17 protein-coding genes and 1 tRNA gene are annotated in these 13,480 nt (G+C 47.4%); 8 read left to right on the plus strand and 10 right to left on the minus strand.

Going from position 1 to position 13,480, the window contains the following annotated elements:
- Positions 1–89: 89 nt before the first annotated feature.
- Positions 90–1,481 (plus strand): B12-binding domain-containing radical SAM protein, encoded by a 1,392-nt coding sequence (locus ARCVE_RS07140; RefSeq protein ID WP_269479069.1) that lies wholly within the window; start codon positions 90–92, stop codon positions 1,479–1,481.
- Here the strand turns inward: ARCVE_RS07140 and ARCVE_RS07145 are convergent.
- Together ARCVE_RS07145 and ARCVE_RS07150 are read right to left on the minus strand one after the other, a co-directional pair.
- Complete coding sequence (locus ARCVE_RS07145) at positions 1,444–2,193, minus strand: nitrilase-related carbon-nitrogen hydrolase (RefSeq protein ID WP_013684098.1); 750 nt, start codon at positions 2,191–2,193, stop codon at positions 1,444–1,446. The two genes, ARCVE_RS07140 and ARCVE_RS07145, sit on opposite strands and share 38 nt — an antisense overlap.
- Positions 2,190–2,672: an ATP:cob(I)alamin adenosyltransferase gene (locus tag ARCVE_RS07150; protein WP_013684099.1), complete on the minus strand. Its 483-nt coding sequence runs from the start codon at positions 2,670–2,672 to the stop codon at positions 2,190–2,192. The genes ARCVE_RS07145 and ARCVE_RS07150 overlap by 4 nt, the downstream gene beginning before the upstream one ends.
- A gap of 73 nt (positions 2,673–2,745) precedes the next feature.
- On the opposite strand from ARCVE_RS07150, the gene ARCVE_RS07155 reads away from it, so the two are divergent.
- Positions 2,746–4,092, plus strand: coding sequence for a mannose-1-phosphate guanylyltransferase/mannose-6-phosphate isomerase (locus ARCVE_RS07155; RefSeq protein ID WP_013684100.1), 1,347 nt, complete (start codon positions 2,746–2,748; stop codon positions 4,090–4,092).
- Positions 4,085–4,249 (plus strand): hypothetical protein, encoded by a 165-nt coding sequence (locus ARCVE_RS11520; RefSeq protein ID WP_013684101.1) that lies wholly within the window; start codon positions 4,085–4,087, stop codon positions 4,247–4,249. Before ARCVE_RS07155 ends, ARCVE_RS11520 begins: the two co-directional genes overlap by 8 nt.
- Here ARCVE_RS11520 and ARCVE_RS07160 read toward each other — a convergent pair.
- A complete protein-coding gene (locus tag ARCVE_RS07160; protein WP_013684102.1) occupies positions 4,246–4,980 on the minus strand; it encodes a phosphocholine cytidylyltransferase family protein in 735 nt (244 codons plus the stop codon). The genes ARCVE_RS11520 and ARCVE_RS07160 overlap by 4 nt on opposite strands.
- A gap of 55 nt (positions 4,981–5,035) precedes the next feature.
- On the opposite strand from ARCVE_RS07160, the gene ARCVE_RS07165 reads away from it, so the two are divergent.
- Positions 5,036–5,608 carry a CDP-alcohol phosphatidyltransferase family protein gene (locus ARCVE_RS07165; RefSeq protein WP_013684103.1) on the plus strand — a complete coding sequence of 191 codons (573 nt, stop codon included), beginning with the start codon at positions 5,036–5,038 and terminating at the stop codon, positions 5,606–5,608.
- 227 nt (positions 5,609–5,835) lie between these two features.
- Positions 5,836–6,654 carry an ArsR family transcriptional regulator gene (locus tag ARCVE_RS07170; protein WP_048085781.1) on the plus strand — a complete coding sequence of 273 codons (819 nt, stop codon included), beginning with the start codon at positions 5,836–5,838 and terminating at the stop codon, positions 6,652–6,654.
- Here the strand turns inward: ARCVE_RS07170 and ARCVE_RS07175 are convergent.
- Together ARCVE_RS07175 and ARCVE_RS07180 are read right to left on the minus strand one after the other, a co-directional pair.
- The gene (locus ARCVE_RS07175; protein ID WP_013684105.1) at positions 6,594–7,220 is read right to left on the minus strand and encodes a FumA C-terminus/TtdB family hydratase beta subunit; all 627 of its coding nucleotides are present in this window, start codon (positions 7,218–7,220) and stop codon (positions 6,594–6,596) included. The two genes, ARCVE_RS07170 and ARCVE_RS07175, sit on opposite strands and share 61 nt — an antisense overlap.
- Before the next feature lie 15 nt (positions 7,221–7,235).
- Positions 7,236–8,054 carry a fumarate hydratase gene (locus ARCVE_RS07180; protein ID WP_013684106.1) on the minus strand — a complete coding sequence of 273 codons (819 nt, stop codon included), beginning with the start codon at positions 8,052–8,054 and terminating at the stop codon, positions 7,236–7,238.
- Between the two features lie 95 nt (positions 8,055–8,149).
- Between ARCVE_RS07180 and ARCVE_RS07185 the strand changes: the two genes are divergently transcribed.
- A tRNA-Ser gene (locus tag ARCVE_RS07185) sits at positions 8,150–8,230 on the plus strand.
- Between the two features lie 153 nt (positions 8,231–8,383).
- On the opposite strand, the gene ARCVE_RS07190 is transcribed toward ARCVE_RS07185, so the two are convergent.
- Together ARCVE_RS07190 and ARCVE_RS07195 are read right to left on the minus strand one after the other, a co-directional pair.
- On the minus strand, positions 8,384–8,935 hold the full coding sequence (locus tag ARCVE_RS07190) for a type IV pilin N-terminal domain-containing protein (RefSeq protein WP_013684107.1): 552 nt from the start codon (positions 8,933–8,935) through the stop codon (positions 8,384–8,386).
- Between the two features lie 94 nt (positions 8,936–9,029).
- Entirely contained in the window at positions 9,030–9,815 is a 786-nt protein-coding gene (locus ARCVE_RS07195) for an MBL fold metallo-hydrolase (RefSeq protein ID WP_013684108.1), read from the minus strand.
- A 154-nt stretch (positions 9,816–9,969) separates the two neighbouring features.
- On the opposite strand from ARCVE_RS07195, the gene ARCVE_RS07200 reads away from it, so the two are divergent.
- Positions 9,970–10,452: a GNAT family N-acetyltransferase gene (locus ARCVE_RS07200; RefSeq protein WP_013684109.1), complete on the plus strand. Its 483-nt coding sequence runs from the start codon at positions 9,970–9,972 to the stop codon at positions 10,450–10,452.
- On the opposite strand, the gene ARCVE_RS07205 is transcribed toward ARCVE_RS07200, so the two are convergent.
- The 3 genes from ARCVE_RS07205 to ARCVE_RS07215 form a co-directional block, all read right to left on the minus strand.
- Positions 10,449–11,039, minus strand: a complete 591-nt coding sequence (locus ARCVE_RS07205) for a 7-cyano-7-deazaguanine synthase (RefSeq protein ID WP_013684110.1) — start codon at positions 11,037–11,039, stop codon at positions 10,449–10,451. The genes ARCVE_RS07200 and ARCVE_RS07205 overlap by 4 nt on opposite strands.
- Before the next feature lie 34 nt (positions 11,040–11,073).
- Positions 11,074–12,282 carry a magnesium transporter gene (locus ARCVE_RS07210; protein WP_048085788.1) on the minus strand — a complete coding sequence of 403 codons (1,209 nt, stop codon included), beginning with the start codon at positions 12,280–12,282 and terminating at the stop codon, positions 11,074–11,076.
- Between the two features lie 166 nt (positions 12,283–12,448).
- The gene (locus tag ARCVE_RS07215; RefSeq protein WP_013684113.1) at positions 12,449–13,090 is read right to left on the minus strand and encodes a cytochrome c biogenesis protein; all 642 of its coding nucleotides are present in this window, start codon (positions 13,088–13,090) and stop codon (positions 12,449–12,451) included.
- A gap of 119 nt (positions 13,091–13,209) precedes the next feature.
- Here ARCVE_RS07215 and ARCVE_RS07220 point away from each other — a divergent pair, with 119 nt between their 5' ends.
- Positions 13,210–13,458 (plus strand): DUF5371 family protein, encoded by a 249-nt coding sequence (locus ARCVE_RS07220; RefSeq protein ID WP_232215787.1) that lies wholly within the window; start codon positions 13,210–13,212, stop codon positions 13,456–13,458.
- The last annotated feature ends 22 nt before the right edge of the window (positions 13,459–13,480 follow it).

Here is a 13,480-nt window from a genome sequence, read left to right on the forward strand (position 1 = left end):
CATTTATCTATCTCCCCAACCTATATTGAATAGTGGAATTTCCGGAAATAAACCCAATCGCGAAGAAGTGGAGGAAAGGACTAAAAAGGGTGGCCCTAGTATATCCAAACAGATATGTAGGTGGTATCGCTAATATAGGATTGCAGCATATTTATGCTGAAATAAATTCGTTGGACAATTACATCTGCGAAAGGTTTTACTGGGACGTTTTTAGTGGAACAAAGAGTGTTGAGAGCGGAACACCCCTTAAGGAGTTTGATATCGCTCTTTTCTCACTCCAGTATGAAGAAGATTACTTTAAAGCGATTAAAATCATAAAAGAAAGTGAATTTACAGGACTAAAAGTTGCTGGCGGGCCATGTGTCATGGAGAACCCCCTACCCCTCGTGGAACTTTTCGACTACTTCTACTTCGGTGAGGTGGATGGAGATGTGACGAACCTCATTAAGGCATGCGAGAAGGGTGAAGAAACAGAATATCTGGTAAAGGCGGAAAGGATTGGAGGAGAGAAGGTCAAAGTAAGAAAGGCCGATCTCAGCACACATCTGCAAACGCAGATAGTTGGCAGCGGAGCGTATGGGGAGTGCTACCTGCTGGAGGTTGGGAGAGGATGTAAAAGAGCCTGCAGCTTCTGCATAGTCAGGCAGATTTACTCACCATGCAGATGGAGAGACGTAAAACTCCTTCTCGAGATAGCAGAAGGAGCGAAAAAGTTCGTCGATAAGGTTGCCCTCGTTGCCCCTTCTGTAACCGACCACCCGAAGGCAAAGGAGCTAATTGCATCTCTCATCGATATGGGTTTCCTCGTATCTCCCTCTTCTGTCAGAGCAGATACACTTGATGAGGAACTCGTAGAACTGCTCTCGAGAGGAGGACTGGAGAGCCTTACGATTGCTCCCGAAGCGGGAAGCGAGCGAATGCGCAGGCTACTCAGGAAAGGAATATCGGAGGAGGACGTTCTTAACGCCGCAAGCCTTGCTGCGAAGCACGGAATTGAGAAGGTTAAGATGTACTTCATGGTCGGACTTCCAGGCGAGAGCCATGAGGACGTAAGAGCAATCGTGGAGCTCGTTGATAGGGTGAAAAAGCTCGTGCCCCGTGTTTCTGTCTCAATTAACCCTCTCGTCCCCAAACCCCACACTCCTCTCCAGTGGGAGCCTTTTGGTGGAATTGATGACGTTAAAGCAGGAATGAAAGCATTAAAAGAGAAAATTAGGTTTTTGAAGAAAGAACTTGGTAGAAAAGGAGCGTCCGTCAGCGCTGAGAGCGCTGAAAGCTTTGCCATCCAGACTATACTTTCAAGGGGGAACAAGGAAGTTGGGAGAGCAATTGCCGAAAATAACTTTAGGCTGAGAGACTTCTACGCATACCTCGGCAGGATTGAAGAGGACGAAGACTTGCCGTGGGACTTCATCGACCACGGATACAGCAAAAGCCGGCTTCTCAAAGAGTACGAACGTCTAAAGAGCCTAATTTCTTAGCATCTCCTAAAAAGGGATATTCAGCCCGTATCCTCTGCATCTCCTCGAGTTCTATCTCTGTGACAAGAACAGTATCTCCCTCCTCCGCAACAATAGCCCTGCCCCATGGATCCGCAACGATAGAACGGCCGTAAGAGTTCGCTCCTACCACGAAAATCTGGTTTTCGATGGCCCTCGCTCTAACAAGGCACTCCCAGTGGTCAAGTCTTTTCTTCGGGAACTGAGACGGTACAACAAGTATTTCTGCTCCGGCAAACGTGAGCTTTCTTGCAATTTCTGGAAACCTTATCTCGTAGCACATGAGCAATCCAAGTCTGCCTGCCGGCGTGTCGCAAACAACGAGCTCTCTGCCCGGGATGAAATACTTTCTTTCCGACGTTAGCGGGAAAGGCAGAACTTTAGCGTACACTGCAGCTATATTCCCCCTGTGAACGATGGCTGTGAAGTTGTAAAGTCCTCCTTTCTCTCTTGCGATGACTCCTGCAGCAATGACTGTATCACACTCTCCGGAAATTTCGAGGATTTCTCTCAGCTCCTCGTCCAGACTGCCCGCAGTTGCGTAGTTCTCTTCAAGGAGGCCGGTGTTGAAAGCTTCGGGTAGAACTACAAGAGCTGGCTCATGCTGAAGGGTCTCTTTCACCATCCCCACAGCCTTTTTCACGTTGCGCTCCCTGCTTCTTTTAGTTTCGAACTGCACAACGCAGACCTTCATACCGGCTTTCGCTCCCCCATCGTTTTAAGCACCATAAGATAGAGGAGGTAGCTTAGTTTGTTGAGCCACTCTACTATGTTAACCCTTATCTTTCCATTTCTGTAGAGCTTCGCAGCCCTTCTTTCTGCCCTTCTGACCACAGTTCTTGCAACGCTCAGAAAAGCAGAAGCTTCGTTGGTTTCGAGGATAAGAAAGGCATCTGGTAGTTCGACTTCAGACTCAAGGCGTGAAATGAGCTCGATAAGCTTGCTGTAGTCCTCTTCGCTCATCACAGCCTTTCCCGAAGATACCTCAGCCCCGATTCTGAACATCGTCCTCTGAATTTCTTCGAGAGTCTGCCTCAGCTCTTCATCATTCACGAAAACCTTGGCCAAGCCTATGAATGCGTTCGCCTCATCAATACTGCCAATACATTCCACCACATCTGAGTCCTTTGGCCTGACACCCGCAAGAGTTCTCGTAAGGCTCGGGTCGCTCATCCAAGACTTGTTCGCGTGAGCAGACTTAAGGATTGTGGAAAGGGTTATAAAAGACGACCTCTGTTTTTATTGCATGAAAACTATCATTCTCGCTGGTGGTAGCGGTACGAGGCTCTGGCCTTTAAGCAGAGAGTTCTTCCCGAAACAGTTCATAAAGCTCTTCGATAAATCCCTCTTCCAGCTCACTCTGCAGAGAGCTTTGATATTCTCCTCCCCAGAGGACATTTACGTTGTCACGAACGAAAAACAGAGATTTATCGCCCTCGACCAGATTGCCGAGCTTGGGCTTAAGATTCCTACGGAAAACGTGATAGCCGAGCCTTTACCAAAGAACACTCTGCCAGCCATATGCTACACAGTTCTAACAATAGTCAAACAGAGAGACAAAGGAGGGAAGGTGGCCGTTCTGCCGTCAGACCACCTCGTGGAGGCTAACGATAACTACATCGAAGCGTTCAGGAGAGCGGAAAGGCTCGCAGAGAAGCACCTCGTCACCTTCGGCATTAAGCCAGCGAGACCCCACACCGGATACGGCTACATAAAGCCCGGAAACAGGCTGGAAAATGGTTTCAAAGTGGAACGGTTCGTCGAAAAGCCGGATGAAGAGAGAGCAAAGAAGTACATTACAGAGGGTTTCCTATGGAACAGCGGAATGTTCCTGTTTGATACCGACGTTTTTATAGAAGAATGCCGAAAGCATGCACCACAGATTATAGAGGCTTTCGAGGAGAAAGGAATCGAAGCCTACACAGACGTACCAGAGGTATCCATTGATTACGGGCTTATGGAAAAAACAGACCGGGCTGCTGTCGTAGAACTCAATACTTTCTGGAGTGATGTTGGCAGCTTCGACGCGCTCTACGAGATAATGAAGAAAAATGGAAGTGGTAACGCCGTAAAAGGAGAATGTATAACTATAGACTCATCCAATAATCTCATCTACAGCGAAAGGCTCGTGGCGGCAGTGGGGGTCAGGGATTCTATAATTGTTGACACAAAGGATGCGCTGCTCGTGTGTTCTCGCGGCGATGCACAGAAGGTGAAAGAAGTTGTAAAGGTGCTCAAAGACAGAAAAGACAGAAGAGCAGAGAGTCACCTCACAATCTACAGGCCGTGGGGATCGTACACCATTCTGGAGGAGGAAAGATTCTACAGGATAAACAAGGTAACTGTGCTGCCGAAAAGGGGGCTGAAAATGCAGGTGCACCACCATCGCAGCGAGCACTGGGTGGTTGTAAAAGGTATGGCGAAGGTTACCGTTGGTGACAGGGAGTTTTTCCTGAGGAGTGGCGAGAGCACATTCGTGCCAGCGGGCACAAAACACAGGATAGAGAATCCGGGGCTTATGACGCTTGAGGTGATAGAAGTGCAGATAGGCGAGTGTATAAGCGACGAGGATGTGGTGTGGTTCGATGAGTGAAGACATCGAAGTCTTTTGCCCGGCATGCAAAAAGAAACACAGGTTTAAAGCCGAGATTCAGGAGTTTCGCTGCAGAGGAAAACTCTTCGTGCTGCTCAAAGACAGATTCGGCTGGAGACTGATGGAAGTCGTGGTTGTAAGCGAGGAGGACGATTAACAATCCGGTATACCCGGAGCTACAACCTCTCTCGCCACGCGCAGGTCTTCGGGAGTATCTATCTCAATCCATGGCAAGCCTTCTGTGTCCTCAAAGGTCAGCATTTTGCCATCATCTATCATCCTCTGAAATGCCTCTTCGTAAAACACCCCACTACCTGCCGTTTGCAGAACATTCTCAACTGCATCGAAAAAGGCAGAACTGTATTTCGAGTCTATCCTCGTAAGGCCTATGTACTCGCCGTCAGCCTTCTCGGGAGGAATTTCCTTAGAAATTTCCAGTATTCTTCCATCTTCAACCCTAACCTTCATTTCTTCTTCTCCAAGCTCCTTCTTGAAGTCAACAGATAGAACAACACCCTCTTTTTCCGATTTTATCAGTGCTCTGAGAATTCCTGGATGAAACAGCACATCAGAGTTCAGGAGAAGGAAGCTCCTCCCATCTACCTCACGTTTTGCGAGGTATACACTGTATATGTTGTTTGTTTCGTCGTAACGCTCGTTGTGAACGTAGCGGACATTCAGATCTGAAAAAGTAGAAACAAACTTCCTGACAGCACTGGCGTTGTAACCGGTGACAATAATAACATCATGAATTCCCTCATTCACAAGGCTGGTGAGAGTGTAGGCGAGAACGGGCTTTTCATTAACCTCAACGAGGGGCTTGGGCACACCACCTGAGTGCTCACCCAGTCTCCTGCCCATTCCCGCAGCGAGTATTACGGCTTTCATGGAAAAGCTTTAGAATCCCTTTTTAATAAACTTTTTGTCAGGGGGCTTTGGAAAAATGGGGACGAACTGGGAGTACGTTTTGACAGAAGTCGTTTACAGAAGGTTTTCCAGACCTCTTGCACAATTTCTTGCGAGATTTGACGTCGATCCCAACCACATAACCATCGTAGCTACGCTAACAGGCATGATTCCTGCATTTCTGATGGCTTACGGCATGTTTTACGAGGCAATTGTAGCCATATTTATTTCACAAATTCTGGACTGCACTGATGGAGACCTCGCAAGGTTAACGGGAAAAACCACAAGGAAAGGAGCATACCTCGACAGAGTCATGGATAGATTCGTTGATGCAGCGCTTATTATGGGTCTCGTTGCTGTAAATCCAGAGTACTGGCTCCTCGGTATGCTCGCCTTAACAACATCCTTTGGTGTCAGCATAACGAGGGTAATGGCAGAAGCAGAGGGTGCTGTCTGCAAAGTCGGAGTTGGTGGCAGAGATACAAGATTGCTTATAATCATGCTCGGATTGCTTTTTGGAGCAATTTACGAGACGCTCGTGGTTCTGACCGTTCTCGGAGCGGTTACGACCGTACACAGGATGATTCACTCACTCAAGCAGCTCGATTGAGCTTGCTGAATACTTGCATTCAGGATGAACAGGAGTAAAATGGAGTATCTCTAAATAAATAAAACTATAAAATTCAACGAAAGAAACTGATAAAAATTGGAGACGACATTAAATTTTCCGAAATTTCAAGAAATTCAATATAATTTTTCCCATATTGAATATTCTATTCCATAATATCATTCCGAATTCGAAAATCTTTTATCCGCTTTATACCCAATTTCCGAACAATGAACCGACACATTCAATCAATGATGAGGGAACTCAGTTTGCATGGAAGGATAGAGATTCTCAAGCATCTTATGGATGGAGCAATGACACTGTCCGAACTCACGAAAAAAGTGGGGTGTCTGCCCACCTCGACTATTTCGAGGAGTTTGAAAATACTCAACGACTGCTGCATGGTTAAAAAGAACGGCAATAAGTTCGAACTGACAGGCATTGGATATCTTATAGCGGACTACCTTTCCAACGTGGAGCAGATACTTCCACTCTGGGAGTATATATGTGATGCTGGAGAGTTCATGAAGATCCTGCCCACTGAGCTCAAACCCGGGCTCGTTTATTTGTGTGATGCCGAGATTGAGCCTGATCCTTATGCCGCGATGATGAAAGCTTTTGAGGATATAAAAAAAGCCAATAGATACGGGAAATACATTACCAAAATTGTGAGTTATGAAATTAACATATATATGATTGAAAGAAATATAAAAGGTGTACATGATTATGTTATATTTTATCCTGACCTCCTCGAAAAAAACATTAAAGTAACTGCCCAAGCAGTTAAAGACGTAATCGGAAACACAGACATACCAATAGACGAACTTAGGCGTCTAATCAACTCAGACCTTAAAGTCCTTAACTTACCTTTTCAGTTGGGAATAATTGATGGGAAAGTCATATATCTGCAGATGTCACAGGCTGAGAACGCACCCTTCTTTATTTCACGAGACAAAAAGTGTGTCGAGTGGGGAGAAAAAATATTCGACTACTTCTGGGAGATTGCCGAACCTGTAGACTTAGCTGCTGAACTGAAAAGATACCTGTAACTCCCATCCACTTTCTCTTCCACCTCCCTGTAAAGATTCCCACCACGAGAATCCATACAAACAATGCAGGGGCCAAAATGTTCGACCTCTAACACCCACACAGCTTCAGCCATCCCCAAATCCTCCCAGTATACTGCTTTGATTCCTTTTATCGCTGTTGCTGCCAGCGCTCCCGCTCCACCCGGATACGCCATATACACGCCCCTGCCACGCAATGCGTTGCAAACTTCATCACTCATTCCTCCCTTGCCTACGATCGCCATGCATTCAACGAGTTCCAGAATTCGAGGCGCGCAGGCATTCATTCTCGCCGAAGTTGTGGGACCAGCCGAGATCACTTCTCCCTCCCTGATAAGAGGACCGCAATGGTAGACCACCGCACCTTCGAGGTTAAACGGCAGCTCTTCACCCCTCTCAATTGCCTCAAGCATCCTCCTGTGGGCAGCATCCCTTGCCGTAATAACCTCGCCAGTGATGTAAACGATGTCCCCCACCTTAAGTTTCAGTACTTCTTCCCTGTTCAGCGGTGTTTTCAGCTCTACATTACTACCAGCATCTAAGCCCATTACATCACCTCCATATCATCCCAGCACTGCAGTTGCATGTCTGTTCGCCCAGCACTGGATGTTTACAGCTACAGGCAGAGAAGCTGTGTGACAGTGCCCCATCTCGACGAGCACAGATAGAGCAGTCGTTTTTCCTCCGAGACCCATAGGACCTATTCCAAGAGAATTTACCTTTTCGAGAATTTCCTGCTCGTACTTGCTCATTTTCGTTATATCTCTCAGCAGTGCCTTTTTGGCAAGCTTTGCTGCCCCATCGAAGGTCGTTCCTATTCCAACCCCAACTATTACCGGTGGACAGGGCTTTCCACCTGCGTTTCTTACGACTTCTGCCACAAACAGTGGTATTTTATCCACGTCTCCCGGCAGCATCATCTTTATTGCCGAGACGTTCTCGCTTCCTGCCCCCTTTGGCATCACAGTCAGCCTGAGTTCGCTACCTTCGACTATGTCAAAGTAAATCAGTGGCATGTGCATCCCGGTGTTATCCCCCGAGTTGTGGCGGGTCAGGGGGTGAACAGCGTTGGGACGGAGCGGTACCTCCTTTGTAGCTCTCACAACACCCTCTGTAATAGCATCTCTGAGGTTAAATTCAATGCCCAGGTCTCTTCCTAATTCCACGAAGATTACAGGCAGTCCGGTATCCTGACACATTGGAACCCTTTTTTCCCGCGCAAGCTCTATATTTCTGAGAATGGCCTCGAGAATCTTTCTCGCAACGCCCTCCTCCCTTTCACACGCTGCCTGCAAGGCGCTAATAACATCGTCACCGAGACTTGTCTCAGCTTCTCTGAAAAGTTCTACAACCGTGTCAACAACGTCATTGTAACTGACCATAGCATACAACCGAAAGCCTTGAATAAATCCCTACCGATAAGATTTATAACACCTCAGTCTGCCGTGAAGTCAGACAGAAGTTATAGACCTTTAAAGCCGGGGTTGCCGAGTGGTAAGGCGCACGCCTGGAGAGCGTGTGGGCTCTGCCCGCGTGGGTTCGAATCCCACCCCCGGCGCTCTTTTTCCAAGACCCACAAACAACGTTAAGGGAGTATCTCCTATACCCATTCTGTTGGTGCACCTGACTGCAGGTGCGGTTTGAATCCTACCCCAGCAGTTCTATGGCTAAATCCCTGCATTCTACACAGTATGGATCCATCAAAAGCCGCTCATGATACATCAACCACAATCTCTTTATCAGCGATGACGCAACCGCTTGGAGTGTGAATAATAACAACTCGTACCACATCACCAACCCTCAGCTTTATTCCCCTATTCGGGTTCGTGTGGTCTTCCTTAATCCTGAAACCAATTTTCTCTCCGACACTCCATATTCCGTCGCCTGCAAGTTCGCCAAGGTATTTTTGATTCCTACTCCTGTCAATCATCTGATCTCCTTCAATGTTCTCGGGACTGATGAATTTGTTACGCTCCCAAGGAAAATTCTTGAGGATACATGCCCTCTCCAATTCCCCACTACGGTAAACCTCGACCTTTATCTTCACTTCCTCCATGTTTACGCTGTCGCCTCCAGCATGTACTATTTCGACTATCTGGTCAGTCCTCTTGCCCGTTCCTTCGGCAACTATATGACCACTTAAGCAGCAGACGTACGGCGGACTCTGCAGGACATTAAGCCCAAAACACGCAAAAGCCGACGTTAATGCAACAGTTACAGCGAGCATGAGAGCCACACCTGCTATTGAAGAAATTGCCCGCATTTTCGAAGCTGGTTTAAGAAGCCTATATCTTTCTTTTTATTTTCTATCTAAATTGATATAACCTTTCTAATTTACTAAATTAAAATGTAGAAAACTATATTTCAATCACGCTGCCAGCTCCAATGAGTTTGAACTTCTCGCCAAGCTTTGATGCAAGGATAGCCTCACCTCTAAACCCCGTACAGTGACACGGAGCGACGAACTCCACCTTCTTTTTGAGCCACTCCGCTACTTCAACAACTTCAGCATCTTTCAACGCTACCAGATGTGTGCCACCTATCACAAACCTTACCTCGTCACCGCAGACTTCTTCGGCATACTCAACGGTGTTCCTCAGTCCCGCATGGCAGCAGCCGAGGAGAAGCACAACACCCCTCTCCGTTTTAATTGCAAGAGACTGGTCGTCCGGAACGCTGTCATCTGTAAGCCTTCCATCCCTCAGGACCTTCCCAATACCCACGTCTCTATGCTTTCTGGGGATTTCCCCGAGTGCATATATGCCCTTCGAAACTTCGACAGGTTCGCGGTGCTCGATGACTTCCGCGAGGTTCTCTATTTCCTCCCTGCACCACGGCATACCTATGTGCACGCCCTCATGGAACCTACGAAGCCACGCGTCTGGATGCATGAAGAGCTTTGGCTTCGAGCGCAGAAAATTTATCAACCCCCCGGTGTGGTCGTAGTGTCCGTGGCTCAAAACGATGCAGTCAAACTCCGGTTTTAAACCGAGAAGAATTGCATTGTTGTACGCAGCGGTTTTCTGACCTGCATCAAATAATACCCTTCCATCCACGGCTGCAGAAAAACCCCACTCAGCAAGCAGACCTTTCGGGCGGAGCTGGACGACTTTGTTGTCTGCAAGGATGTGTATTCTGACCATACTTACACACCGCGTTTCACTGTATAAATGGATGTGCATTTTTTTTGGCCGCAACTGCTACGCCGTTGCTCGCAGCTTGCTGTGTGACATCAAGCTTCGAATAAGACTTATATATGTTCAAAATAAAATCAATATTGTAAATTCGGTGGTAGAGATGCTTAATTTTCAGCTCGTGTTTAGGGACAAGAAGGGGGAGGTTCTGACTGTAAGGCCGTACAGGCCAGAGGACATGTGCAAATTGATTGAAATGTACGAAAACTACGACCAGGCAGACAGAAGCTTTGGCCTGCCGCCTGCTTCGAGAAACGCCATCGAAGCTTGGCTCGATTATCTGAACAAAGAAGGATACTCAATCGTTGCTGAGCATGACGAACAGATAGTTGGTCACCTTGCCCTCGTGCCCTTTGACGAAAATCTCGAACTGTGCATGTTTATCCAGAAGGAATATCAGAACAGGGGAATTGGACAGCGTATGGTTGCTTTTGCTATCGAATTTGCACGAAACCTTGACTATTTTGGAATAATTCTCACGACAGAGAGAGACAACGAGGGGGCAATTAGTCTCTTTAAAAAGATGGGTTTCGAAGTAATCGGCGAGGAAGGCGGAGTGCAGATGTACCTCTCACTCGAGTGTTAATCAATTTTTATTTCTTCCACCAGTTCCACGAGTCCCGAAACATTAACAGGCTTTATTTCCGAAAGTTTGGCCTTTGTGACCGGGTTTTTCGGCACTGCACTGCATTCGTCACCCTTCTCAATGGAGATCTCGTACGTTCCGATTTCCTTTGCTATGCCGATTATTTCATCCTTGTCGAAGCCTATCAACGGCCTCAGCACCGGTATTCTGACCGCTGCATCTTCTGCCCGCAGGTTCGGAATAGTCTGGCTCGCCACCTGCCCGAGGCTGTCTCCTGTCAGAAGCGCTGCACAGCCTATCTTTTCCGCGAGCATCTCAGCTATGCTGAGCATGCCCCTCTTACAGTACACACACGTGTACCTGTCCTTCGGTACAAGCTCGATCAGCCTCGAGTGAGGAATCACGAAAATTCTACCTGAGCCTCCGTATTCCTTCAATTTCGATGCTAATCTGATTGCCTTATTTACACTCGCGCTTCCCATCGAGAAATGCAGGTATTCAACACTGCAACCCCTCCTGAGCATGATGTAGCAGGCTACGGCTGAGTCTATACCTCCGGAAAGGAGAGCAAGAATTTTCATCTGCATGGTATCACCCGTAATCACATCGACAGCACTTCAATCATACCACCTGAAAGACCTTAAGAGCTACCACATAGCATGCCGTTCCAAGGACGTCCATGAACGACGTTATGAGAGGAATCCCAACGTTGTCGGGGTCGAGACCTTTTTTGAAAGAGATTATCGAGAAGTAGTAAGACATGGCATCTATCATCAGCATTAAGAGCTGTCCTGCCAGCAGAGTTACAAGAACCATCTCGATCAAAGGGATTGTGGGAAGTGAAAGCATGACATTAACAGCATAACCTATAACGCCCACGAGAGAGAATATAACGAGGGCTATGACGTGCATGGCCCCAAAGTTGAGCAAAACATCCTTTTGGGGTTTTATACTCGGCTCAAGCAAACCGAGGTGTAGCATGGTGGAGAATCGGGCTGCAAGAATTCCGCCCATGGCTCCACCATCCTCGAGAAAGGCAGGAACTACAGTAAGCAGACCTGCAATGGCTATGAACTTGTCGAGTTCTCCGCCGAGGATGGCCCCAGCCCCAAACTGCAGAAACGTGCAGACGGCAAGGATAGGCATACTTTCCCTCACGATTCTCAAGCCCATTTCAGATCTGCTGGCGAAGAGGAGGAGCAGAGAAGTAACGAGTATCAGCACAATCCCATAGGCTTTGTACGTGGTTTCCATCGAAATGACGGCATCGGCTGCGACGAAAATGAGGGGGAGAGTTATCAGATCACCGAAAAGAGTAATTAAGGGGGCAGTAAGGTTGTCGGGATTCCACCCCCAGCGAAAGCTGCCTATTGCAAGCATGAGTGTTGCAGGAATCATAAGCGCTGCGGACAGAAAGGCCGATATAGCGGAAATCAAAATCAGATCTATACACACGTTCTCAACGTTTAGGCTCAAACCCATTATGTACGCTACCACCGCCGCAAAAGCGCCGTTAACAACGCTGAAGACGAGAAGGAGGAAAGTTGACGAAGAAATGTTTTTGAGAACAAGGGGGTTTGCCTCCAATCTGGGAGCAATTCTGCCAGTGTGAAGGTACGAGCCGAGCCTCGAGCCGAGAGACGCGTAAATGTTGCCTCTCAGCCCTATGCTCGGCGGGATGAGTAGTATCAGAGCGGGGATGAGTCCGAACTTTGCTGAAGAGTGGCCCATAACAACGCCGGTAATAAGATCTCCGAACGTACAGAGAATGAGGGCCACGAGACTTTCCTTCACGTCCCTGAAATTCATTCGAATAGAATCGATAGGCACACCTCCCCGTGGAGGTTTAATAAATACCAGTATATATTTCTTGCCTTGTCTACCTTACAAGCCTTTTTTCGAGTTCCAGAGCTTTTTTGAGGGTTGTAAAGAACAGTAATGCTATCAGGAGCATGACGACCATTGACGCTGCAAAAACTGCTGTGAAGTCATCCATTCAGACCACCTCCATTTCCATTTTTGACAGTCTGACATCCACAATCATGTACGCCACGTAGAGGAGCAGGAAGGAGACGATCATCGGGCCAAGAGCCATGCCTATACCGAGCCCTATGCTGAGCTCCTGCGTGGAAGGGTGAAGAGAGAAGTATATGCGCGTCGATAAATAGCTGAGTGGAACCGTGACATAGCAGAAGATGGCAAGAATTGACGAGACCTTCGCCCTCTCCTCAATATCCTCCACAGAAGAGCGTAGAGCGAAATAGGCTGCGTAGGCGAACCAGAGGATCAGCACCGTGGTTTCTCTCGGATCCCAGTTCCAGTACGAACCCCATGCAACCTTCGCCCATATCGAGCCGCTTATAAGTGCTGCGGTTATCATGAAAAAACCGGCCTTGGCTGAAGAGGCTGAGATAATATCCCATCCGTAGTCTCTCGTTCTGAGGTATTGAATTGACGCTATAAGTGTCACCGTGAAAGCTGTAAACGAGCAGATGGCTGATGGCAGGTGGAAAAATATAATCCTGTAGTTATTTCTGAGCAGAGGTTCTGGGGAAGGCGGAAGCTTCACCAGTGCCGTGTATGATGCAAAGGTGAAAAGGAGCAGCGAGAGCACCATGAGAACTGCAGCCTTTTTCATGGCAGTCAGTAATACAAAGGGTATATAGCGTTTTTCATAATATATGGTACAGAAGGCTGCTAATTGCGAACACCGAAAAGTATATAAGTGATGATGATAATGAAGATTATAATGAGGTGATGATGGTGGAGAAGCTTGTTATAGTTCAAACAAAACTCCCGGAAGATGTGCTTGCCGAGCTGAAGAAGAAGACAGGGGAGAAGACGACAAAAGAAGCTCTTGCAAAGGCGATAGACCATTACCTCGAATGTTCCAACATAGAACCCACACCAAAGGTTAGCGGAGCTAAGAAGAGGAGGAGCGGAAGACTGCCAGTTTACCTCAACAACATCTTTGAGCAGTACAAAATCACCGCAAGCAATGATTAGAGATTTAATGGAAAGAAAAATA

It is taken from the genome of Archaeoglobus veneficus SNP6, from assembly GCF_000194625.1.
Classification (GTDB): Archaea; Halobacteriota; Archaeoglobi; order Archaeoglobales; family Archaeoglobaceae; genus Archaeoglobus_C; species Archaeoglobus_C veneficus.